The organism is Streptomyces sp. NPDC007088 (assembly GCF_042869355.1).
Lineage (GTDB): Bacteria > Actinomycetota > Actinomycetes > Streptomycetales > Streptomycetaceae > Streptomyces.
On record NZ_JBIAFO010000003.1, the window covers coordinates 293,380 to 316,676 of the forward strand.

The 23,297-nt window shown below is 74.9% G+C and carries 17 protein-coding genes; 5 read left to right on the forward strand and 12 right to left on the reverse strand.

Translation table 11 applies throughout. The features are described from left to right. The first annotated feature begins 124 nt into the window (after positions 1–124). Positions 125–1,402, forward strand: a complete 1,278-nt coding sequence (locus ACFYMP_RS07015) for an MFS transporter (protein ID WP_388851742.1) — start codon at positions 125–127, stop codon at positions 1,400–1,402. Positions 1,403–1,470: 68 nt separating this feature from the next. Here ACFYMP_RS07015 and ACFYMP_RS07020 read toward each other — a convergent pair whose 3' ends face one another. Beyond that, positions 1,471–2,655: a flavin-containing monooxygenase gene (locus ACFYMP_RS07020; protein ID WP_388851745.1), complete on the reverse strand. Its 1,185-nt coding sequence runs from the start codon at positions 2,653–2,655 to the stop codon at positions 1,471–1,473. A gap of 201 nt (positions 2,656–2,856) precedes the next feature. Here ACFYMP_RS07020 and ACFYMP_RS07025 point away from each other — a divergent pair, with 201 nt between their 5' ends. After that, the gene (locus tag ACFYMP_RS07025; protein WP_388851748.1) at positions 2,857–3,492 is read left to right on the forward strand and encodes a GNAT family N-acetyltransferase; all 636 of its coding nucleotides are present in this window, start codon (positions 2,857–2,859) and stop codon (positions 3,490–3,492) included. Between the two features lie 13 nt (positions 3,493–3,505). Here ACFYMP_RS07025 and ACFYMP_RS07030 read toward each other — a convergent pair whose 3' ends face one another. Both ACFYMP_RS07030 and ACFYMP_RS07035 read right to left on the reverse strand, forming a co-directional pair. Then, the gene (locus tag ACFYMP_RS07030; protein ID WP_388851751.1) at positions 3,506–4,333 is read right to left on the reverse strand and encodes a pyridoxal 5'-phosphate synthase; all 828 of its coding nucleotides are present in this window, start codon (positions 4,331–4,333) and stop codon (positions 3,506–3,508) included. 50 nt (positions 4,334–4,383) lie between these two features. After that, positions 4,384–5,031 (reverse strand): TetR family transcriptional regulator, encoded by a 648-nt coding sequence (locus tag ACFYMP_RS07035; RefSeq protein ID WP_388851754.1) that lies wholly within the window; start codon positions 5,029–5,031, stop codon positions 4,384–4,386. A gap of 912 nt (positions 5,032–5,943) precedes the next feature. Between ACFYMP_RS07035 and ACFYMP_RS07040 the strand changes: the two genes are divergently transcribed. Next, entirely contained in the window at positions 5,944–8,439 is a 2,496-nt protein-coding gene (locus ACFYMP_RS07040; RefSeq protein ID WP_388852288.1) for a PQQ-binding-like beta-propeller repeat protein, read from the forward strand. Positions 8,440–8,451: 12 nt separating this feature from the next. Here the strand turns inward: ACFYMP_RS07040 and ACFYMP_RS07045 are convergent, their stop codons facing one another. The 6 genes from ACFYMP_RS07045 to ACFYMP_RS07070 all read right to left on the reverse strand — a co-directional run bounded on the left by ACFYMP_RS07045 (position 8,452) and on the right by ACFYMP_RS07070 (position 15,938). Beyond that, positions 8,452–9,099, reverse strand: coding sequence for a hypothetical protein (locus ACFYMP_RS07045; RefSeq protein ID WP_388851757.1), 648 nt, complete (start codon positions 9,097–9,099; stop codon positions 8,452–8,454). A 402-nt stretch (positions 9,100–9,501) separates the two neighbouring features. After that, positions 9,502–9,714, reverse strand: coding sequence for a hypothetical protein (locus tag ACFYMP_RS07050; protein WP_388851760.1), 213 nt, complete (start codon positions 9,712–9,714; stop codon positions 9,502–9,504). A 321-nt stretch (positions 9,715–10,035) separates the two neighbouring features. Further along, a complete protein-coding gene (locus ACFYMP_RS07055) occupies positions 10,036–13,008 on the reverse strand; it encodes a BTAD domain-containing putative transcriptional regulator (protein ID WP_388851763.1) in 2,973 nt (990 codons plus the stop codon). Positions 13,009–13,213: 205 nt separating this feature from the next. Further along, positions 13,214–14,227: an ABC transporter permease gene (locus tag ACFYMP_RS07060; protein WP_388851766.1), complete on the reverse strand. Its 1,014-nt coding sequence runs from the start codon at positions 14,225–14,227 to the stop codon at positions 13,214–13,216. After that, positions 14,224–15,201, reverse strand: coding sequence for an ABC transporter ATP-binding protein (locus tag ACFYMP_RS07065; RefSeq protein WP_388851769.1), 978 nt, complete (start codon positions 15,199–15,201; stop codon positions 14,224–14,226). Before ACFYMP_RS07065 ends, ACFYMP_RS07060 begins: the two co-directional genes overlap by 4 nt. A gap of 149 nt (positions 15,202–15,350) precedes the next feature. Next, positions 15,351–15,938 carry a GntR family transcriptional regulator gene (locus ACFYMP_RS07070; RefSeq protein WP_388851772.1) on the reverse strand — a complete coding sequence of 196 codons (588 nt, stop codon included), beginning with the start codon at positions 15,936–15,938 and terminating at the stop codon, positions 15,351–15,353. A 313-nt stretch (positions 15,939–16,251) separates the two neighbouring features. On the opposite strand from ACFYMP_RS07070, the gene ACFYMP_RS07075 reads away from it, so the two are divergent. Continuing rightward, positions 16,252–18,831 (forward strand): bifunctional FO biosynthesis protein CofGH, encoded by a 2,580-nt coding sequence (locus ACFYMP_RS07075; protein ID WP_388851775.1) that lies wholly within the window; start codon positions 16,252–16,254, stop codon positions 18,829–18,831. Positions 18,832–19,122: 291 nt separating this feature from the next. Further along, positions 19,123–20,262, forward strand: a complete 1,140-nt coding sequence (locus tag ACFYMP_RS07080; RefSeq protein ID WP_388851778.1) for an ADP-ribosylglycohydrolase family protein — start codon at positions 19,123–19,125, stop codon at positions 20,260–20,262. A 202-nt stretch (positions 20,263–20,464) separates the two neighbouring features. Here the strand turns inward: ACFYMP_RS07080 and ACFYMP_RS07085 are convergent, their stop codons facing one another. From ACFYMP_RS07085 to ACFYMP_RS07095, 3 genes are all read right to left on the reverse strand, one after another. After that, on the reverse strand, positions 20,465–20,671 hold the full coding sequence (locus tag ACFYMP_RS07085) for a DUF397 domain-containing protein (protein WP_388851781.1): 207 nt from the start codon (positions 20,669–20,671) through the stop codon (positions 20,465–20,467). Between the two features lie 264 nt (positions 20,672–20,935). After that, the gene (locus ACFYMP_RS07090) at positions 20,936–21,799 is read right to left on the reverse strand and encodes a helix-turn-helix domain-containing protein (RefSeq protein WP_388851784.1); all 864 of its coding nucleotides are present in this window, start codon (positions 21,797–21,799) and stop codon (positions 20,936–20,938) included. 410 nt (positions 21,800–22,209) lie between these two features. Beyond that, positions 22,210–22,962, reverse strand: coding sequence for a GPP34 family phosphoprotein (locus tag ACFYMP_RS07095; protein WP_388851787.1), 753 nt, complete (start codon positions 22,960–22,962; stop codon positions 22,210–22,212). Between the last annotated feature and the right edge of the window lie 335 nt (positions 22,963–23,297).

A 23,297-nucleotide genomic window follows, 5' to 3' on the forward strand; every position in this document is an offset into this window, starting at 1 on the left:
GACAGTATGCTCTCGCGCGTGGCTCTCCTCTGTGCGTAGGCGACACCGCTCACCCCGGTGTCCCTGCTGATCCCACCGGCCGCCCCGAACCGTCGCGGGCCGCCGGGCACTTCGAGGAACCCCCATGTCTTCGTCCGCCCCACCGTCGTACCGTGCTGTCCTGCGCACCCCGCAGGCGGCACGCACCTTCTCCCTGGCGCTGCTGGGCCGGCTCTCCTACGGGACGGCCGGACTCGCCCTCCTGCTCTCCGTGCGCCGCTCCACCGGCTCCTACGCCGCCGCCGGGCTCGTCATGGCCCTGTTCGGCGCCGCGAGCGTCGTGCTGTCGCCCGCGCGGGCCGCGCTCCTGGACCGGTACGGGGTGCGGCGCGCCCTGCCACCGATGAGCGCGCTGTACGCCCTCCTGCTCACCGCGCTCGCCGCCCTCACCCACGGGCCCGGCCCCGTGGGCACGGCCCCGCTCCTCGTCCTCGCGACGCTCGCGGGGGCCGCCACCCCACCGCTCGGCCCCGTCATGCGCACGCTGTGGAGCAGGCTGCTGCCCGACCGGGAACTGCTGCGCCGCGCCTACGGCCTCGACGCCGTCGCCGAGGAACTCCTCTTCCTGAGCGGTCCGTTGATCGTCGGCGCCCTGCTGACGCGGACCGGGCCGGACGCCGGGCTCGTGCTGAGCGCGGCCCTCGTGCTCGTCGGCGGGTGCGGGATGGTCACCTCCCCGGTGGCCGCCGTACGCGAGCGGCCCGCCGAGCCCGCGCAGCCGTCCCCGCGCCGCGGTCTCCGGCCGAGGCGCCCGCGCGGGCTGCCCACGCCGCTGCTGCGCGTCGTGCTCGTACTCGGCGGGGTCGGGCTGTGCCTCGGCGCGCTCGACCTGCTCGTCCTCGCGTACGCCGAGGAGCACGGGTCCGCCGGGGCGGTGCCGTGGATTCTGGCCGCGCTCTCGGCGGGCAGCGCCGTCGGCGGGCTCGTTCAGGGCGCGCTGCCCCGACGCGGTACCGAGACCGGCCGGCTCCTGCTGTGCGCGGGGGCGCTCGGCGGAATCCTCGCCCTCGCGGGTCTCGCGCCGGGGACGTGGACGCTGGGCGCGGTCGTCGCCCTGGCCGGCCTGTTCTTCGCGCCCGCCATGGCCACCGCGTACCTCGCGGCCGACGAACTCGCCGCGCCCGAACACCGCACCCGCACCGGCGCCTGGGTCAACACGGCCTTCAACGCGGGCTCCTCGGGCGGTACGGCGCTCGTCGGCCTCCTGCTGGCGGCACTGCCGCTCGCGGTGTGCTTCGCCCTCGCCGCCCTCCCGGTCCTGGGCGCCGTGCTGTGGGGCGCGACGGCGTGGCGAGGACGCGCCGTCCCGGACACCGCGCGGGCCCGCGCGACGACCGGGAAGGAGGCTTCCTCCGCCTCGTAAGGCCCCGGCTGCGGGCGACACCGCTCGGGCGCCCGGAGATCCGCGGCGCCGGGGCGCCGCGCGGCGCCCTACCCCGCCGACTCCCTGGCCAGCCGCCCCGCGATGCGTTCGGCGTCGTGGGCCAGTTCGCGGAACATGCCGCTGATCGGGTTGGTGAAGCCCGTGAAGTAGAGGCCGGGGGCCGAACGCACCGTGCGGGCGCCGTGCTCGCGGGGGCGGCCGCGCGGGTCCAGTACCCCCAAGTGGCCGACCAGGGGCTCCAGTCCACGCCGGTAGCCGGTCGCGGCGATCACCGTGTCGGGGGTGAGGCGGGAGCCGTCCGCGAGGAGGACCGCGCCGTTCTCGAAGCCCTCGACGGCGGCGACGGGCTCGACGCGGCCCGCGCGTACCGCCGCGACCAGCCCGACGTCCTGCACCGGGATCGCGCCCTGCCGCACCCTCGAGTACAGGCCGCCCGCCGGACGCGGCAGCCCCCGGTCCGACAGGTCGGGGACGGACAGCCGGCACACCGGGTCGGCGAGCGTGTCCACGAGCCGTACCGGCAGGCGGCGCACCAGGATGCCGGTGCGCTGGGCGGGCCAGCCCAGAGTGGAGCGCCGCAGGATGTAGGGCGCGGTGCGCACCGCGAGCCGTACCCGGCCCGCGCCGCCCTGCGCGAGGTCCGCCGCGATCTCCGCGCCGGTGTTCCCGGCCCCGACGACCAGGACGTCCCGGCCCCGGTAGGGCTCCGGGTTGCGGTAGTGGCCCGCGTGCAGCAGCTCGCCCTCGTACGCGTCCGCGCCGGGCCACTTCGGCACGTACGGCGTGTGGTTGTAGCCGGTCGCCACGACGACCGCGGCGCCGGTCAGCTGCCTGCCGCCGCTCGCGCTCAGCCGCCAGCCGCCGCCCTCGGTGTGCGGGACGGGGTCGATCCGCTCCACCGACACCCCCGTCACGACGTCGAGCGCGTGGAACTCGGCGTACTTCTCCAGGTAGCGCACCACGTCGTCGCGCGCGACCCAGCGGCCGAAACGGCGCGGTATCCGCAGGCCGGGCAGCGAGGACAGCCTGCGCGTCGTGTGCAGGCGCAGCCGGTCGTAGTGACCGCGCCACGAGGCGCCCACCCGGTCCGCCTTCTCCAGGACCACGACCCGCAGGCCCCGCGTACGCAGCGCCGCCGCGACGGCGAGACCGCCGGGGCCCGCGCCGACCACGTACACGGGACGGTCCGACGGGAGCGGGGAGAGCTGTTCGAGAGGGAGCGGTTTGGGCATGTACCGGACAGTAGTGTCCCGTGCCGGGCGAGGGGCGCGGTCGTCCCGGAAAGCGGTTGCGAAATGATCACGACGCAACGGTCGCGACGAGGTGTGCAGGGCGGGACGGTCGCGAGGAGGCGCGTGGGGCGGGACCGTCGAGGCGCGTCCACTGCCGCCGCCCCTTGGACACGCGGCCCGGTCGCCGCTTCAATGGCGCGCATGCCTGAGCGTGCCGCCGTACCCGTCCCCCTGCCCGATTCCGAAATAGCGGGCGCCGGGCTGCTGTTGCGCCCGCACCGGGCCGGTTGCGCGCAGGAGGCGCGCACCGTGCTGCGCGGGCTGAGCGACCCCGAGTTCCTGCGCTGGAACGTCCTGGGCCAGCCCATGACGACACCGGAGGACGTCCTCGACTACTTCGCGCGCATGGCGCAGCTGCGCACGGACGGCCGGGGCGTCTCGTACGCCGTCACCGAGGCCGCAACCGGCGTACTGCTCGGGCAGATCAGCCTCCGGGCGATCGAGCCCACCCTGCGCGAGGCCCGTGTCGGCTACTGGGTGCTGCCCGAGGCGCGCGGCCGGGGCGTCGCCCGCCGCGCGCTCGCCCTGCTGAGCCGCTGGGCCTTCGAGGAGGCCGGACTGCACCGCGTCGAACTCGGCCACGCGGCGGGCCACGCGGCCTCCTGCCGCGTCGCGGAACGCTGCGGCTACCGGCCGGAAGGGCTGCTGCGCGAGGCGATGTTCGCCGACAGCACCCTGGAGCGCTACCGCGACCTCCACCTGCACGCCCGGCTCGCGGGGGACCCGGAGCCCGCGGGCCGCGCCGCCCGCGGGCCGGGCGGGGAGTGCGCGACCTGAGGGCCGGACCCGCTCACGGCCACAGCGACTCCCGTACCCAGCCGTCCGCGACCCGGCCGTAGCGCAGGCGGACGTGGCGGCGGCGGTGGTCGCCCTGGAAGAACTCGACCTCGTGCGGGTCGAGGAGGTACAGGGTCCAGCTCGGGGCGTCGGCCTCCGGCTCGCGACGGGCCCGCTCCCAGGCGGCGTCCGAGGCGCGGTCCAGTTCGCCGGTCCCGGACAGCGGTTCGCTCTGGTGGCCGGTCAGCGCGGCGGCCAGGGCGCCCGCGGAGTGCGCGTGCAGATCGGCGACGGCCCTGGAGTGCGGGGCGGTGGTCACCGGGCCGCGCACCCGTACCTGGCGGCCGAGCACCGGCCAGTAGAAGACGAGCGAGGCGTAGGGCCGGTCCGCGAGCTGGCGGCCCTTGCGGCTGCCGGAGTGCGAGGCGAAGGAGAAGCCCTCGGTCTCGTCCGCCCCGTGCAGGACGAGGACGCGGGCGTCGGGGCGGCCCTCCGCGTCGCAGGTCGCGAGGGACACGAGGTGGGGCTCGGGCTGCCCGGCGTCGGCCGCCTCGGCGAACCACGCGCGGAACAGCGGCAGGGGCCGGTCCGGGGCGCTTTCGGGGTCGAAGGCGGGCAGAGAGGTGTGCCGGGGGTCCCACACGCGCAGGGACCTGAGGATGTCCCGCAGGCCCGCGTCCCCGGGATCGCCCGGTGCGGCAGCGTCGCGGGAGGGGGTGGCGCGGTGGGAGGCGGCGGACCCGGGGGAAGGGGCGGCGCGGTGGGAGGCGGCGGACTCGTCGGAGGCGGCCCGGCCACCTCGGGCGCCCGGCTCCTCGCGGTCGTGCGGTGCGGAGGACATCCCCCGATTGTGCCGCCGCGCGGGGCGCACCCGTGCGCGCCCCGCGCGGATCAGCGGGTCGGCTTCTTGCCGGTCACGCCGAGGTGGATGAGCAGCGCCAGGTTGGGGCGCAGGTCCCCCTGCTTGACGCCCCAGGACTGGAGGCCCTTCTGGTGCGAGGCGACCCCCGCGAGCATCGTGACGAGGGAACCGGCGACGGCGGCCGGACTGACGTCCTTGTCGACCTTGCCCTTCGACTGGAGGTCCTTGACGGCGCCCGCGAGCGCGCCGTTCACCGAGTTCAGCAGTTTCACGCGGAGTTTGGCGAACCGTTTGTCTCCCTCGGCGGCGCCGAGATCGACCACCCGGAGAATCGCCTCGTTCTTCTTCCACAGGTCAAGGAAGCCGTCCACGAGAGCCTGGGCGGTCTGCCAGCCGGCCTTGCCGACCCAGCTGCGGCCGGCCAGGAGTTCCGCGAATCCCGAACCCTCGGAGGCCAATTCGTCGGCCAGCTCCAGTACGGCCCCTTCGACATCGGGGAAGTACTGGTAGAAGGTCGCGGGAGAGGTGCCTGCCTTCCGCGCAACATCAATGACTTTGACGTCCCGATAGGGCGAGGTGCTGAGCATGTCGCTGAGGCAGTCGAGCAGCTTCTGACGCGTCGCCTGCCCGCGTTCTCCGGCCACGCGACCGTCGACGGTGCGTACTTGTGCTGTCATGCCGTCAGCTTACCGAGACCGGCGTGTCGCGCTATTCGGCCGACTGCAAATGGGGAAGGGCCCCCGGGAATGAGGACGGGGAGGGGGAGTGAATACGCGTGCGGGCGGGCCGGGAACTCCGTGTGAGAGAAGCGGAATAGGGGTGTGTGGCTTACGCATCTACTATGGTCCGGAGGGTCCAATTACGGTCGGGCACTCGCTGTTATGGGAGGTTCGGGAAACTCCCTTTCATGATCCTGATGCGTACTGCCCGGGTCTCGAATAGCGTGGGGGACGAGCTGTGGCCGCATCAGGGACGAGTGAGGCGGAGGCCCGCTCGCCCGCGTGCCCGCGTGCGCGGAAGGTGTCCGTGCCGCACCGGGCGCGCGCTGCCCGATCCCGCCGCCGGCCGCCGCTTCTCCGGGCGGTCGCCCGGCCGGACCCTCCACGAGGGCCCCGGGGCCCCACGCTTCCCCTGCTGACCGTCAACCGGTCGCCGCCTCGCCCCCCCCACGGCCCGAACTGCCGTCCGCCACCTGGACGGTGTACTTCGCGCCGCCCGGTGTGCGCGACGCCCGGCGCGCCGCCCGCCTCCTGGCCCACGCCCGGGTCGAGGACCGCGGGCGGGCCCCGCCCCGGCGGTCCGTCCGGGCGGGAGCGTCCGCGGCGAACCGGACACCGCGCCGTACGGCACCTGCGCCACCGTCACCGACGACCAGGGCGCGCCGTCCGGGCTCCTCGCGGAGTGCGCCGCCGCCGGGCGCACCGCGCCGGGCCACCCGGGCGGGGCGGCGGGACACGCCCCCGGGCACCCCGGTTGGTCAGCAGGCCCGCGTACAGGAAGAATCGGGTGCGCACCGCCCGCCGGTGCGACGGGGTGAGACGCTGCACGGGGCTGCGAGTGCGGCCCCGTACGGGGAGGTGGCAGACAAAGTGGTGGACCAGCTGACACAGCACGATCCGCGGCGTATCGGTCCGTTCGAGGTGCTGGGCCGGCTCGGCGCGGGCGGCATGGGGCTCGTCTATCTCGCCCGCTCGGCGTCCGGGCGGCGCGTCGCGATCAAGACGGTGCGCACCGAACTTGCGCAGGACCAGCTGTTCCGGGTGCGTTTCACGCGCGAGGTCGAGGCGGCCCGCGCCGTCTCCGGTTTCTACACCGCCGCCGTCGTGGACGCCGACCCGCGCGCCGCCGTGCCCTGGCTCGCCACCGCCTACGTGCCCGCGCCCTCCCTGGAGGAGATCGTCAACGAGTGCGGGCCGATGCCCGCCAACGCGGTGCGCTGGCTCGCCGCCGGGGTCGCCGAGGCCCTCCAGTCCATCCACGGCGCGGGACTCGTGCACCGCGACCTCAAGCCCTCGAACGTCCTGGTCGTCGAGGACGGCCCGCGCGTCATCGACTTCGGTATCGCCTCGGGCGTCTCCAACACGCGGCTGACGATGACCAACGTCGCCGTGGGCACCCCCGCCTACATGTCGCCCGAGCAGGCCAAGGACTCCCGCAGCGTCACCGGGGCCAGCGACATCTTCTCGCTCGGCTCGACCCTCGTGTTCGCCGCGACCGGGCACGCCCCCTTCCACGGCGCGAACCCCGTCGAGACGGTGTTCATGCTGCTGCGCGAGGGCCCGGACCTGGAGGGGCTGCCCGAGGAGCTGCGGCCGCTGATCGAGTCGTGCATGGGCATGGAGGCCGCCTCCCGGCCCAGCCCCGCCGACCTCCAGACCCAGCTCGCCCCGCACCTGTTCTCGGCCGGCTCCGACGACAGCGGCACCGCCACCGCGTGGCTGCCCAGTCACGCCGTCGCCCTCATCGAGAGCCGGCGCGGCACCCGTTCGGCCACCGCGCGGCGCCCGCAGCCCGCGGCGCCGCCCGCCCCGCAGGCCGGGCCCGCCGCGCCCCCGCAGGCGCCCCCGGTACCGCCGTACGCCCCGCCGCCGCCCCGGCAGCCCCCGGCGGGGGACTGGGCCGAGCCCGCGTGGCAGCGGCCGCCGCCCGCCGAGCCGTCCCCGCCCGCTCCCGCGCTGCCCGCGCCCGGACGGCACGCGGGCCGGGCCGAGGCCGCCCAGCCGCCCGGCGCCGAGGGCCCCGTGCGGCTCGCGGGCGGCCGGGTGCCGATCGGCCCCGGCCCCCGGGTCACCGACGTACGGGGCGGCGCCGGGCCCGCCGCGGAGAACGCCCTCGACGGGCTGTCCCGCACGTGGTCCCGTACGTCCGCGCACGGCGCCCCGGCCGGCCCCGGGACGCGGGGCACCGCGCCCGCCGTGCGGGTCCCGCCGCCGGGGCCCGAGCAGGGCGCTCCCTGGCGGCCGTGGCGCTTCCGCATGTCCAACGACGTGTGGGGCACGCCCGCCGTCGCCGGGGACCTCGTGTACGTCACCTCCTTCGAGGTGCACGCGCTCGACGTCGCGACGGGCCGGCGCCGGTTCAAGACCCGGGACGTGGCCTGGCAGATGTCCGTGTCCGAAGGCCGGGTGCACGCCTCCGACGGACCGACCCTGTACGCCCTCGACGCCGCGAGCGGCGACGACCTGTGGCGGGTCACCGCGGCGGCCTGGGTCTACTCCCTCCAGGCCGCCGACGGCGTCGCCCTGACGGCGGGCCGGGGCGGCACCGTCCAGGCGTGGGAGGCGGCCACCGGCGAGAAGCTGTGGGAGACCGGCGGCGTCCAGACCGACTTCGAGTCCGCCGAGGCCGGTCCCGTCCTGCACGAGAACACCGCCTACCTGTGGCGCGAGGGGCGGCTGAGCGCCGTCGAGGCCCGCACCGGCGCGGAACGCTGGTCGTACCCCGTGGGGGACGCGGCCTCCTGCGGCGGGGTCCCGCTGCGGCTCACCCCCGGCGGCGACGGATACGTCTACGTGTGCGCGGGCACCCGCGTCCTGGCGCTCGACACGCGCGGCGGGCAGGTGCGCTGGCACTTCGAGTCGCCCGCCGTGTTCCTCAGCCCGCCCGCCCTCGCCCCGGGCTCCGCCGTGACCGGCGGCGGCGTGTACCTCGCGGACTACCTCGGCACCGTGTACGCCCTGGACGCGACGGACGGCAGGGACCGCTGGCGCATCGCCACCGAGGCCCGCTCCTCCACCGAACCGGTGCTCGTCACCGGCGGCCACGTGCACGTCGGCAGCGGCAACGGCATGTACACCCTGGACGCCGTCACCGGCACGCCCAAGTGGCGTTTCCAGGCGGGCGGGGACATCGTCGGCGCCCCCGTCGCCGCCGACGGCCGCATCCACTTCGGCTCGGCCGACCACTGCCTCTACACGCTCGGCGCGCTCGGCGGACAACTGCGCTGGAAGCTGCTGACGGGCGGCGCGATCACCGGCTCGCCCGTGGTGCGCGGCGGCGTCGTGTACGCGTGCAGCGGCGACCGCTGCGTGTACGCGCTGGACGCCGTCGAGGGCACCGGGACCCCGGCGGCCCCGCGGGCCTGAGCCGCGGCCGGCTCAGCGCCGTTCCTCCCCCGGAGCCTCCCAGCCCCGGGGCCCCTCCTGGTGGCCGTGGCCGTCCGGGTCGTACGACAGCGGGGCGGTCGGGGTGTCCGGCTCGCGGTAGGGCGGCGCGGGGTGTCCCGGCTGACCGTAGGCGTGCGCGGGGGAGTCGGGGGCGTCGTGGCCGCTGTACCGCGCGGGGTCCGGGGCGGGGTCCGGGGCGGCCGCCGCCGGGCGGCGCCGTCCGCGTCCGCTCATGACGGCGGCGGCGAGGAACAGCAGCAGACCGCCGCCGGCCGCGCCCGCCACCCCCTGGCCGAGGCCCGAACCGTCCGCGTCCAGGGTGAGGCTGCCGCCGTTGGCCTGCGCCACGCGCACCGTCCACAGCACGGTGAACCCGAGGACGGCCACCCCGGCGAGCGCCACGAGCGCGCGCGAGCGCGCCAGGACACCGGCCAGGGTCAGCGCGGCGGCCACCAGGAAGGGCAGGAACAGCGACCACAGCAGGTTGGGGTGCGCGCCGCTCACCCCGTCGGGGCCGAGGAGTTCGGAGAGGCGGTACTGGCGGCCCAGCCGCGTGTCGTACCACGCGCGGAACGGGCTGAGGAGCGCGGCGGCCGCCCCGATCACGGCGAGGACGCCGCCGAACGCGTTGCGAACCATGGTGCGCCTCCCGGGAGTCGCGTGTCCGGCCACCGACGCTACGCCGTACGGGGGGCGGCGGCCAGTGCCGCGACACCGCCCCTCGCGCGCGGACGCCCGGCCCGCGTCCCTCTCCCGTGTCCGCCCGCGCACGGGAAAGGGGGGCCCGAAGGCCCCCCACCGGCGGGAACCGGCCCCCACCGGATTCCCGCCGCCCCCTGATCCCCCGTGCCCCGTGTCCCCCGTGGCCAGGGAAATCCCCCGTGGGCCCGGCGGGTTTCCTGACCCCCCGGGCGTTCCCCCGTTCCCCCGTTCCCCCCGTTCCCCCCGTGTTCCCCCTGGCCTCCCGGTCGTGGCGGTTCCCTGTTCCCGCCCGTCACGGCCGGTCTCTTCCCCGTCGGCCAGGGGGGTCGCTGACCGGCGCTACTTGGTGGCCGTGCCGGTCGCGGGCTTGTCGGTCGCGTGGATGTCGCCGTCCGGGTTGGCCGGGCCGCCGGTCGCGTGGATGTCCCTCGCGGAGGCGGCGACCGGTTCGCCGGTCGCGTGGATGTCGCCGTCCGGGTTCGCCGGGCTGCCCGTCGCGTGGATGTCCTTGTAGGGCTGGACCACGTGCTCGGGCTTCTTCTGGTCGGCCATCGTGATCGTTCTCCTTGACTGTGGGACTACTCGGACCGGGGACGCCGTGCGGCGGCCCCGGAGCGGGCGGGCCGTCCGGTCACTCCCCCGAAGTGGCCGGACGGCCGCACCGGGCCGCTCACCCTAACGGCGGGCGGAGCGGCCCCCTCAGCCGGCCCGCCTGCCCCCCGACGCGACGGAACGACTGGAATGCAGCATGGCCGAGGGCGATAAACGAACGATGAACGCCGGGGGCGGCCGTCCCGCGCTCCAGGTCACAACCCTCCGGGAGCCGGGAGCCTGACGGGGCGGCACCGTGCCCGCCCGGCCCGGCACGGGACGTCAGGCGGCGAGCCCCGTGCCCTGCGCGGCGAGCAGGGCACGCACCTCCACGGCCTCGGCGGCGCCGAGTTCGCGGTACACGCGCTCCGCCTCCTCCCAGCACACCCGTGCCCGGCCGGGCTGGCCGATCCGTACGAGGGCGCGGCCCAGCACGGTGAGCACCTGCGCGCGCCGCCACTCGCCGCCGACCCCGCTGAGCACGCCGAGGGCGCTCTCCGCGTCGGCCGCCGCGCGGGCCGCCTGCCCCGCGGCGAGGCCCGCCTCGGCGAGCCGGCACAGGGTCATGCCCTCCCACAGCCGCTGCCGGTGCTCGCGGAACACCGCGAGCGCCTCGTCCAGCCGCTCGGTCGCCTCGGTCGTCCGCCCGTCCTGGATGAGCGCGAGGGCCAGCGCGTACCGGCCGTTGGCGCCGCGCAGCGAGGAGCCCGTCGAGTCGTAGATCGCGGTGCCCCGCTCGGCCAGCCCGATGGCGCTCGGCGTGCGGCCCGTCGCGAGGTGGATGCGCGACAGGTTGCACAGGGCGCTCGCCTCCCCGGGCCGGTCCTCCAGCGCCCGGAAGTGCTCGATGGCCGCGGAGAGGTGCCGTTCGCCCGCCTCGTGGTCGTTGCGGTACAGCGCGAGGACCCCGCGCAGGTTGTGCGCCCAGCACACCACCACCGGGTCGTCCTGCGGCTCGCTCTGCTCCAGGACCCGGGCGGCCCCCTCGTCCGCCGCCTCCAGCCGGCCCGCGAAGTGGTCGGCGTCCATGAGGACCAGCAGGGCCCGCATCTCGACCCGGCGCAGTCCCCGCTCCCGCGCGGCGGCCAGCGCGAGCCGCACGATGTCCTGGTGCTGCTTCGTGTTCGCCCCGGACTCGCTCAGGTCCTTCGCGACCCACAGCAGGTCCACGGCGCGCGGCAGGAACGCGGCGTGCTCGGTGGCCTGCCGGGCGAGCGACAGCAGGGAGCCCGCCTCGGCGTACAGCCAGTCCTGCGCGGCGTGCGTACCGGTGAAGGACAGCCCCGGGTACTCGGTGGCCGCGACCCGGTCCACGAGCCGGTCCCCGGGCCGCTCGACGCCGTACACCCGGGCGGCCGTCGCGAGGTAGAAGTCGAGCAGCCGCCCCAGCGCCTCGGTACGCCGCGACCCGGGCCGCTCGTCGCGCTCCGCGCAGGAGCGCGCGTACAGCCGTACGAGGTCGTGGTAGCGGTAGCGGCCGGGGGCCGCCGACTCCAGCAGCGAGGTGTCGACGAGGGACTCCAGCAGGTCCTCGGCGGCCACCGGGTCCAGGTCGAGCAACGCGGCGGCGGCGTGCAGGGAGAGGTCCGGGCCGTCGACCAGGCCCAGCAGCCGGAAGGCGCGCGCCTGGGCCGGCTCCAGCTGCCCGTAGCCGAGTTCGAAGGTCGCCGCGACCGCGAGGTCCCCCGTCTGCAACTCGTCCAGCCGGCGCCGTTCGTCGCCGAGTTTCGCGGCGAGCACGGACACCGTCCAGGTGCGGCGCGCCGCGAGCCGGGAGGCGGCGATGCGGATGGCCAGCGGGAGGAAGCCGCACGCGGCGACGACGTCGAGGGACGCCTCGCGCTCGCCCGCCACGCGTTCGGCGCCCACGATCCGGGTGAACAGGGCGAGCGCCTCGTCGGGGGCCATCACGTCGAGGTCCACGAGATGCGCCCCGGCCAGCCCCGTCATCCGCGAGCGGCTGGTGACGAGCGCCGCGCAGCCCTCCGTGCCGGGCAGCAGCGGCCGCACCTGCGCGGGGTCCTTCGCGTCGTCGAGCAGGACCAGGACGCGGCGGCCGTCGAGCGTCGAGCGGTACAGCGCGGCCCGCTCCTCCAGCGAGTCGGGGATCGCCGGCTCGCTCGTGCCCAGCGCCCGCAGGAAGGCGCCCAGCACCGTCTCCGGGTCGGCGGGACGCGTGCCCGCGCCCTGGAGATCGACGTAGAGCTGTCCGTCGGGGAAGGCGGCCCGCGCCGCGTGCGCGACGTGCACGGCGAGCGCCGTCTTGCCGACCCCGCCGATCCCGGCGACCGCCGACACCGCCATGACCCGCGCCCCGGAGGCGGACAGCGTCTCGCCCAGCTCCCTGACGAAGGCGGAGCGGCCCGTGAAGTCGGGCACGGTGGCCGGGAGTTGCGCGGGACGCACCAGGGGGCCCGGCTGTTCCCGACGCGGGGCGGAGGGCTGGGCCAGTTCCTCGTCGGCGGCCAGGATGCGCTGCTGGAGCCGGGAGAGTTCGGGGCGCGGATCGACGCCCAGCTCCTCGGCGAGCAGCTTGCGGGTGTCCGCGTACACGGCGAGCGCCTCGGCCTGCCGGCCCGAGCGGTACAGCGCGACCATGAGGAGTTCCCGCAGCCGCTCGCGCAGGGGGTGCGCGGCGGTCAGGGCGGTCAGTTCGGACACGGCCTCCGCGTGGGAGCCCTGCTCCAGGTCCATGAAGAACCGGGACTCCAGGACTTGCAGACGCCACTCCTCCAGCCGCGCGCGCTGGTTGCGGGCGAAGGGACCGGGCACCTGGGCCAGCGGCTCCCCGTCCCACAGCGCCAGCGCGTCCTCGCAGGCCGCGCGGGCCCGCCCCAGTTCGCCCGCCTCGCGGGCCCGCCCCGACTCCGCCACGAGACGCTCGGCCTCGTCCAGGTCGAGGGCCCCGGCGGTCACCGCGTAGCCACCGGCCTCGCTGCGCAGGACGTCCTCGCCGAGGGCCTTGCGCAGCCGGGAGGCGTAGGTGCGGATCGCGGCGAGCGCCTGGGAGGGGGAGTTCTCGCCCCAGACGTCGTCGATCAGTTCGGTGGCCGTCGCGGTACGGCCCGAGCGCAGCAGCAGCGCGGCGAGCAGCGCCCGCTGCTGCGGGGAGCCCGTCGGCACCTGCTCCTCGTCCCGCCAGGCCCGCACCGGGCCGAGCACACCGAAGCGGAGCCCGCCGGGCCGCCGCGGTCCGCCGGACCGCCGCTCGTCGCCCGGGACTGGCAGCCGCGGTATCCGCGGTCCGTCCTCCATCGCTCTCCCCCTTGTCGGCGGTCGTGACCGCCGCACGGTTGGTTGTCGCTCCGCCAGTTTGCCTGTTGACGGCGGAAACGTCAGCCACGGGAGGGGGCAGGGCCGCCCGGAAGTGCCCGGAAGCGCCCGGAAAGGGACACCCGGCCGGGCGCGCGGCGAGGGCCGCGAGGCGGCGGGCCCGGCCGTACCGGGCCCGCCCCCGTGCTCAGACGGTGCGCCGGCGCAGCCACCACCAAGTCAGCCCGACCAGCAGCGCCGCGAGGGCGGCACAGAGCCCGGCCTCGATGAACTGGAGGCCCCGCATGTCGGACACCGGGTGGAAGGCCGTGTACTCGTGCGTGGCGCCCTTGGCGGCGAGGCACTTGTCGTAGTCCTGCCCGGCCATGCAGAGGTCGTTCGAGAAGGTGTGGCCCTGCGCCGTCGCCGGCCGCGAGTCGAGCACCCACGTCGTGTCCGGGGCGACGAAGGCGTCCTTCTGGAGCCGTTCGCCGGGCGACAGCAGATGGGCGCGCACCGACTGGAACGCGGCGAGCACCACGCCCGTGCCGACCAGCGTCAGGACCATCGCGGTGACGGTCTTGCGCACCAGCAGGCCCACCGCCGCGCCCAGCGCCACGGTGAACAGCGAGTAGCTCACGACGGCCGGTCCGCTCGCCATGAAGACGGTGGGCGAGTACCAGTACAGGCCGAGCGTGGTCTGTCCCGCGCCCGCCAGCATCCACGAGACGGACAGGCCGGCGACGGCGGAGACGAGACCCACCGCGAGCAGCGGCAGCGCCAGCTTGTACGCGAGCCACCGCCCGCGCGTCACGGCCTGCGACCACACCAACTGGTGGGTTCCCGACTCCAGTTCGCGGGCGATCAGCGGGGCGCCGACGAACAGCCCGGCGAGGACCGGCAGCGCCGTCACGAGCAGCAGGAGCGCCTGCGCGGGATCGCGGTACAGCGCGCGGTAGTCCTCCACGGCGCGCTGCCCCTCCACGCAGCGCCGGGGCCCCCGGAAGAGGGCGCAGTCGCGGATGTGGTGGCTGTCCAGGTACGTCCCGGTGGCGTGGTGCAGGTACACCGACAGGCCCACGACGACGAGGAGCAGCGCGAGGCCCGTCCAGGCGGCCGCCCGGTGCTGACGCCACACGAGCCAGGTCAGGCCGTGCAGGATTCCGGGCCGTGCGGAGCGGGGGGCGGGTGCCCCGGCGCGGTTCAGGGTGGCGGTGCTCATGCCGCGTACCTCCGGTCGGTGCCGTGGGCCGTGATCAGGTCGCCGGGGACCTGGGCGCTGGGGGTCAGCAGTGGGGGCGCGTCGGGGGAGCGCAGATAGGCGAGCAGCAGCTCCTCCATCGAGGGCGCGCCCACCGACCACTCGCCGCGCACCTCGCCCTCGCGCCGTACCAGCGCGGTGACCTGCCGTCCGGTGACCCGGGCCTCGACGACGGTGTGCGCCGTGAGGGAGGGCGGCAGTCCGGGGCCGGGACCGGGCAGCGCGCCGATCAGCACGCTGTGCACGTCGGTCAGGTCCTCGACCTCACCGGCCAGCCGCACCCGGCCCTCGGCCAGGACGAGCAAGTAGTCGCAGACGCCCTCCAGTTCGGTGAGCGCGTGCGAGGACATCACGATGGTCGTGCCGTGCTCGGCGGCCTCCGCCATCAGGACGCCCGTGACGTCGTGCCGCACCAGCGGATCGAGGTCGGCCATCGGCTCGTCCAGCAGCAGCAGCCTCGGCCGCTTGCCGAAACACAGGGCGAGCGCGACCCGGGTGCGCTGGCCGCCGGAGAGCGTGCCGATCCGCGCCTCGAAGGACACGTTGCCCTCCCGCACCACGCGTTCGGCGGTCTCCTGGTGCCAGCTCCCCGGGTTCAGCTCGCGGCCCAGGCGCAGCGTCTCGGCGACCGTCAGGCGCGGGTACAGCGGCTTGTCCTGCGCGAGGTAGGCGACCTGCTCCCGGGCTGCCAGGGTCCGCGGGTCCACGCCGAGGACCCGCAGACTGCCGCCGGTCGGCGCGAGCACGCCGGTCGCGAGACTCAGCAGGGTGCTCTTGCCGGCCCCGTTGGGCCCGACCAGACCGCAGATCCGCCCGGCCGGAATCCGGAAGGAACAACCCTCCAGGGCGAACCCGCGCCGGTACCTCTTCTCCAGGCCGACGGCCTCGACGGCCACGGGATCGGCATGCCCCGCGCCATAGCTCTGTGCGAACACGTGTACGTACTTCCTGACCTGATCGTGACGGGTGGACGGCCCGGGGCCGCGCGGGCCGTGGGCGACGCTGCTCCGGGTGAAGGGCCGGGCGCGGTAGTGGAATGGGGGCTTCGTGAGCGCGGGTGCTCGTGCGGGCGTGGCGCCGCGGGTTACGAGGACTCGGCGATCCCGGGACTTCCGGCGACCCCGAGGCTTCCGGGACTTCCGGCGACCCCGGGACTTCCGGGCTCCCCAAGGCTCCCGGGAGCCCCGGGGCTTGCGGGGCTCCCAGTGCTCCCGGAGGGCTCGGCGGCCCCGGAGACTCTGGAGGCCCCAGCGGCCCCAGCGGCCCCAGCGGCCCCGGCGTTCCCGCCGTGCGAGCCGAAGGTCTCCGCGACCTGCGCCTCGAACATCGCGCTCACGTCGTCGCCGCCGAGCCCGGCCTCCCGGGCCCGCCGCATCCAGTCCCCCAGCTCCCCCCGCAGAGGGGAACCGGCCTCCGCCTGCGGGGCCGCGAGCCCGCGCCGTACGAAGGTGCCGCGCCCCGGTCGCGGTTCGACCAGACCCTCGCGCTCCAGCTCGCGATACGCCTTCAGCACCGTGTTCGGGTTGATGGCCGTCGCCTCGACGACCTGCTTGGCCGTGGGGAGTCTGTCCCCCGGCACCAGGATGCCGAGCCGGAGCGCCTGCTTGGTCTGCTGGACGATCTGCATGTACGTCGCGACCCCGCTGCGCCGCTCGATGCGGTACTCGATCACTGGGGTCGCCCTCGTTCCCGCGCCGTCCGCGCGTCGTTCCGCATCATCATTCCACTACTCAATTAGTGGAATGATGATGCGAGGGAACGGCGGCGGATGTCAAGTGCTCCCCTCACACGGCCCCTCAGCCGCCGTCTGCCGGGCCCGGGTTGGCGAGGACGGCGATCCACCACGCCGGCGCGGCGCCCCCCCCGGTGAGGGTGACGTACGGCACGCGGGCGGCCGGGGCGTCCGGCCGTCCCGCGCGCCGATGTGGCCTCCGGCACGCCCGGTGGCCCGGCGCACGGCCCGATGCCGCTCGTATGCTCGACGCATGACTGATCAGCAGCCCGGCCGCCCGACCGCCAACGCCATGCGCCGCGCGCTGCGGCGGGCCAGAGACGGCGTCGCGCTCGACACCACCGAGGCCGCCGTGCTGCTCCAGGCCCGCGGCGAGGACCTGCGCGACCTGTGCGCCTCGGCCGCCCGGGTCCGCGACGCGGGCCTGGAGGCCGCGGGCCGCCCCGGCGTCATCACGTACTCCAAGAAGGTCTTCATCCCGCTCACCCGGCTGTGCCGGGACACCTGCCACTACTGCACCTTCGTCACCGTCCCCGGCAAGCTGCGCCGCGAGGGCCACGGGATGTTCATGTCCCCCGACGAGGTGCTCGACGTCGCGCGCCAGGGCGCCGCGCTCGGCTGCAAGGAAGCGCTCTTCACCCTCGGCGACAAGCCCGAGGACCGCTGGCCCGAGGCCCGCGAATGGCTCGACGCGCACGGCTACGACGACACCCTCGCGTACGTACGCGCCATGGCGATCCGCGTCCTGGAGGAGACGGGCCTGCTCCCGCACCTCAACCCGGGCGTCATGTCCTGGTCCGACCTCCAGCGGCTCAAGCCGGTCGCGCCCTCGCTCGGCATGATGCTGGAGACCACCGCGACCCGCCTGTGGTCCGAGAAGGGCGGCCCCCACCACGGCTCCCCCGACAAGGAGCCCGCCGTACGCCTGCGGGTCCTGGAGGACGCGGGCCGCAGCAACGTCCCCTTCACCACGGGCGTCCTCATCGGCATCGGCGAGAACTACGAGGAGCGCGCCGACGCCCTGTTCGAGCTGCGCCGCGTGCAGCGCAGCCACCACGGCATCCAGGAGGTCATCGTCCAGAACTTCCGCGCCAAACCGGACACCGCGATGCGCGCGATGCCCGACGCGGAGCTGGAGGAACTGGCCGCGTGCGTCGCCGTGGCCCGGCACATCCTCGGTCCGGGCGCCCGCATCCAGGCCCCGCCGAACCTCGTCGACGCGGAGTACGCGCTCATCGTCGGCGCCGGGATCGACGACTGGGGCGGGGTGTCCCCGCTGACCCCCGACCACGTCAACCCCGAGCGCCCCTGGCCGCACATCGAGGAACTGGCCGCGCGCACCGCCGAGTCCGGCTACACGCTGCGCGAACGCCTCACGATCTACCCCGAGTTCCTCCGGCGCGGCGAGCCCTGGCTCGACCCGCGCCTGCTCCCGCACGTCCGCGCGCTCGCCGACCCGGAGACCGGCCTCGCCCGCGAGGACGCGATCCCCGCCGGACTGCCCTGGCAGGAACCCGACGAGGGCTTCACCGCGAGCGGCCGCACCGACCTGCACGCCACGATCGACACCGAGGGCCGTACGGGCGACCGCCGCGAGGACTTCGACGCGGTCTACGGCGACTGGGAGGCGCTGCGCGAACAGGCCGCCCCCGGCATGATCGCCCAGCGCATCGACACCGACGTCCGCCAGGCCCTCGCGGTCGCGGCGGACGACCCGACGAAGCTCACCGACGACGAGGCCCTCGCCCTCCTGCACGCGGACGGCCCCGCCCTCGACGCGGTGTGCCGCGTCGCCGACGACATCCGCAGGTCCGTGGCCGGCGAGGACGTGACGTACATCGTCACGCGCAACATCAACTTCACCAACGTCTGCTACACCGGCTGCCGCTTCTGCGCCTTCGCGCAGCGCCGCACCGACGCCGACGCGTACACCCTCTCCCTCGACCAAGTCGCCGACCGCGCGCAGCAGGCGTGGGAGGTGGGCGCCGTCGAGGTGTGCATGCAGGGCGGCATCCACCCGGACCTGCCCGGCACCGCGTACTTCGACATCGCGCGCGCCGTCAAGGAACGCGTCCCCGGCATGCACGTGCACGCCTTCTCCCCGATGGAGGTCGTCAACGGCGCGGCCCGCACCGGCCTCTCCATCCGCGAGTGGCTGACGGCGGCGAAGGAGGCCGGGCTCGACACGATCCCCGGCACGGCCGCCGAGATCCTCGACGACGAGGTCCGCTGGGTCCTCACCAAGGGCAAACTGCCCGCCGCCGACTGGATCGAGGTCGTGAAGACCGCGCACAGCCTCGGCATCCGCTCCTCCTCCACGATGATGTACGGCCACGTCGACCAGCCCCGGCACTGGCTCGGCCACCTCCGCACGCTCGCCGCGATTCAGCAGGAGACCGGCGGCTTCACGGAGTTCGTGACGCTCCCCTTCATCCACACCAACGCGCCGGTCTACCTCGCGGGCATCGCCCGCCCCGGCCCCACCGACCGCGACAACCGCGCGGTGACGGCGATGGCCCGCATCCTCCTGCACCCGCACATCCCCAACATCCAGACCAGCTGGGTCAAACTCGGCACCGAGGGCGCCGCGGAAATGCTCCGCTCCGGCGCCAACGACCTGGGCGGCACCCTGATGGAGGAGACCATCTCCCGCATGGCGGGCTCCAGTTACGGCTCCTACCGCTCGGTCAAGGACCTCGTGGCCATCGCCGAGGCGGCCGGCCGTCCCGCCAAGCCGAGAACCACCCTCTACGGGGAGGTCCCCGCCGAACGCGTCACCACCGCCGCCCACTCGGACGGCCACCTGCCGGAACTGCTGCCGGTGCTGGACTGAGGAGGGACAGGGGCGGCGCCCGCCACCGCGACGGGCCGGTCCGCGTGGCTGGGGGCCCTGACCGGCGCCGCTCCCTCCCCGCCCCCTCCCCGCCTCCTCCGCGCTCCCTCCCCGCCCCCGACGGGCCCGGGTCCGCGTCGAGCCGTTCGATTACAGTGCTGGGGCGTTCCGGCACGGCGTGGTCCGGGAGCCGGGCCGCGGACGAAGCGGGCGGCGCGGGCACGGCACGGACGGCGTGATCCCGTACGAGGACGGACGACGAGGACACGTAGCGGGAGGCAGGGACTTTCGGTGGGCGTCACGAGCGAGGCGACCGTCTGGGGCCGCGCGGAGCAGCAGGACTACCGCAGCCGGGTGCGTGGCGCGCTGCTCGGCGCGGCCCTTGGGGACGCCCTCGGCGCACCCCTGGCCGGCCTCGACGAGGAGGGCCTGCGCACGGTGCACGGCCCCGGCGGGACGGCCGACCTGCTGCCCGCGCACGGCCGCAGGGGCGCCGTCACCTCCGTCACCCAGCTCGCCCTGTTCTCCGCCGACGGGCTGATACGCGCGCAGGTCCGCCGCGACACCGGCGCCTGGCACCCGCCCACCGACCTGCACGCCGCCTACCGCCGCTGGGCCGCGACCCAGCGCGACTGGGGGCCCGACGAGCGCCGCCCGGCGGACGGCTGGCTGGCCCGCCAGGAGTGGCTGTACGCGCGCCGCGCCCCCGACCGCGACTGCCTGACCGGCCTGGGCGACGCCGCGCCCGGCACCCTCGACCACCCCAAGAACCCGGCGGCGCGCGGGGCCGCCCCCGCCACCCGCTCGGCACCCTTCGGCCTGCTCGTCGGCTGGGAGCCCGCGCTCGTCCTGCAACTCGCCGTGGAGTGCGCCGCGCAGACCCACGGGCACCCCGTCTCCGGGCTCGTGGCCGGCGCCCACGCCCTGCTCGTGCACGGGGTGGCGCGCGGCGCCGCCCTGGAGCAGGCGGTGGTGGAGACGACCGGACTGCTCGCCGCACGGCCCGGCCACGAACCCGTCACCGCCGCCCTCGCCCGCGCCCTGAGCGGCGCTCCCGCCGCCGAACGGCCCGAGCACCCGGCTCGGGCGGACGCGCGGATCAGCGAACTCCTCGCCGGGGGAGGGCCCGAGAACAGCCTCTCGGCCGCCGTCTACGCGGCGCGGACCGCCACCGACGTCCGCGAGGGCCTGTCCCGCGCGGTACGGCACCTGGGGGACTCCTCGGCGGTCGGCGCCCTGTGCGGGGCGCTGCTGGGCGCGGCGCACGGCGAGACCGCCCTGCCGCCCGGCTGGCTCGCCGAACTGGAGGGGCGCGCCACGATCCTGGAACTCGCCGACGACTTCGCGATGGAGATGACCCAGGGCGCCTCGCTGCACAGCCCGGTGGCCGCCGCCCCCGGCTGGCTCACCCGCTACCCGAGAGAGCTCTGAGGGCGGGGCCCCGGCCGGTGGCGCGCGGGCGCCCCGCCCCGTAAACCCCGCCCCGGAAACCCGCCCCGGAACAGGGCCGAGCCCCCTCGGCCAGGACGGCGGACCAGTCGAGAGGGCTCTTCCACGAACACAGGCACCCGTACGGCCCGTACACGGAACGCGCGGGTGACCGGCGCGCCCGGGAGTACGTACGGAACGGTGCTCAGACGCGCGCGGCACCGTCGGTGACGGTCGCCACGAAGGTGCTCCAGGAGCCGGCGGGGAAACCGAGGACCGGGCCCTCGGCGACCTTGGAGTCACGCACGGCCACGGCCCGCGTCACGGGGGACTTGACCTCGACGCACGCGCCGTTGCCGGTGGAGTAGGAGGACTTGACCCAGGAATGCGTGAGGCCCTGCTGAATAGCCATGTGATTGCTCCGGTTGACCTGAGGGTGAGAGCGGTCACCGGCCGGTGCGCCGGTGACCCCGTACCGCCTCGCGAAACCCACCGCGTGGCGCCACGTGATTGCGTGAATGACGCTACCCGCCAACTCAGGGCACGGAAGCTGCCGTTCACTCAACCGGATGGCATATTCCAGAGGGGTCTTCCTTGAACGCCGAGAACGGTGTACGGTCCGGCGCCGACCGCCCGGGAAACCCGAAATCCCATTCCCCGGACGTGCGTTCACCGGCTATTTCGATCCGTACCTCTCGGAGGCGGTCGTCCGGATGTACTCGCGGCTGTCCTCCGGGTTCATCGCCTGGGCCCGCAGGTGCTCGTACATGACGCTGTACTGCTCGACCTCGTTCGCCTTCTCCAGGTAGAGGTCGCTCGTCACACCCTCGATGTAGACGACGCTGGAGTCCGCCGTGTCCGGGAACTCCAGGACCGCGTACTGGCCGTTGAGGCCGGGATGGGCCCCCACCGCGAAGGGGATCACCTGCACCGTGACGTGCGGCAGCTGGGACATGTCCACGAGGTGGTCAAGCTGCCCGCGCATCACGTCGTCGGTGCCCACGGTCCGCAGCAGCGTCGCCTCGTCGAGCACCGCCCACAGCCGCAGCGGCTTGTCCTTCGAGGTGATCCGGTCCTGCCGCGCCATGCGCACCTGCACCCGCTTCTCGATCTCGGCGGGCGTCGACTCCGGCAGCGCCCCCGTGATCAGGGCGTGCGCGTACTGCGGGGTCTGGAGAAGTCCCGGCACCACCTGCGGGTCGTACACCCGCAGGGAGGCCGCGTCGGTCTCCAGACCGATGTAGATGCTGTACGGGATGTCCCCGAACGTGTGCCACCAGCCCTGCTGGCGCGAGTCCTTCGCCATTTGCATGAGCGAGTCCACGATGCGCATGTCCTCGACCTCGTACACCCCGCACAGGTCGCGCACATCGCGCTGGCTGATGCTGCGGCGTCCGTTCTCCAGGCGGCTGATCTTCGACTGGGACACCAGGAGTCGCTCGGCGACCTCCTCCGCCGTCATTCCGCGACCCTCGCGCAGTTTGCGCAACTCCTGCCCCAGTCGCCTTCGCCTGACAGTGGGATTGACATTGGCCGCCACGGGCGCGCTCCTCCGGCTGAATCTCGTTCGCTCCGCGAATTCGCTTTCGCTTTGCGGATCTGCTGCTCAGCAGATTGCCACCGAGAACCCGTACGGCGCTGAGAAATCGTGGATAACGAGGACGCACGGGTGACGGACCGGAGTTGACCGATGCGGCCGAACCCCGGACCGTCACTCCGCGCGACCTCCGGGCCTGCCCCGCTCACGGCCTGTGAGGGTGCGGCCGTGAGCGGCGAGCCGATTCCGGCTCGCGACGCGAAGCGGTGTCAGACGCGACGCGGTGCGAGGCGGTGCGGTGCCACGCGGTGCCACGCGCCGCGGCGCCACGCGGTGCCACGTACGTCAGTCACCGCGTCGCCGCACCACGTATCCCGCTCCGGTACGCGGTCCCGCTTTCCCGGCTCCCCGGCTCAGCGCGCCACGGCGCGAGCGGCCGCGCCGTGCCGTGGCTGGGACGGGATCGGCCCCGGGACCTGTGCCTGCGCGGGCACCTGCTCGGCCGTCCTGCCGCCGGGGGCGGCGGGACGGCGAGCGGGAACCGCCACTCCGTTCTGGACGTCCATCACGGCGTGCGCCACGAGCCCGCCCATCGGGTCATGCCGGATCAGGTCCCGCAACCGGGAGCGTGAGGAACGCCCCTCGTTGCCCGGGTACAGATGCTTGCCGAGCCCGACCGCGTGGGCCAGGGCGGCGAGCGCCGCGGTCCTGGGGTCCGGTGGGACCCCGGTACGGATCGCGGTGTCCAGCCGGGCCTTGATCTCCCGGCTGATGGCGGTGTCGGTCGCCTGGTAACGCGTTGTCGGCAGCACCCCGCACATCTGGCCCGCCACGGCATGCACCATGCCGCACCGCTCCAGATGCGAGAGATACGTCTGGCGCAGCCCCAGCCGGGGCCCGCCGATCCAGTGGACCGCACGGACCGGGGCGCCACGCCTTCGCAGCAACTCCAGTGCACAGTCCAGCGTCGGATCTCCGGTCGGCCGTGGTACGACCACGGCGATACGATCCCCGTCAGGGGCTATCCGTCCAGCCATCGCCAGCTCCACTAGCTGTGCTCCGGCCAGACCCAGATCGAGTGACTGCGGCTGCGCTGTGGTACCCGTGGCCGGGTCCAGAGCGAGCAGCAGAAGCTCCTCCGGAATAGTTCTGCGGCTCCTGCCCATCCATGCCTCCCCGCGTGGATGTCTGACAGGGTGACCCCTCTCACATTGGTCTGTCGAGAGCACGTGACCGATATGTCAGGTAACCCGCAGGGATGTCGTTCTCGTGCTTCGCGCGGGTCGCGGCATTACCCAGGACACTGGTAATGGTTCGGACAGCACGGCCGGTTCGAGTGCGTGAGACGCACGGCATACGGAGGAGGCATCGGTGGCGGGCGAGTCCCCCGACAGGGCGCAAGGACAGAAGTCATCGGAGGGGCGGACGCCGGCAGCGGAGGAGAAGGACCCGCGGCTCGCCATGGCCCGCTCGGGCTCTTCCTCCACCACACCGTCCTCGC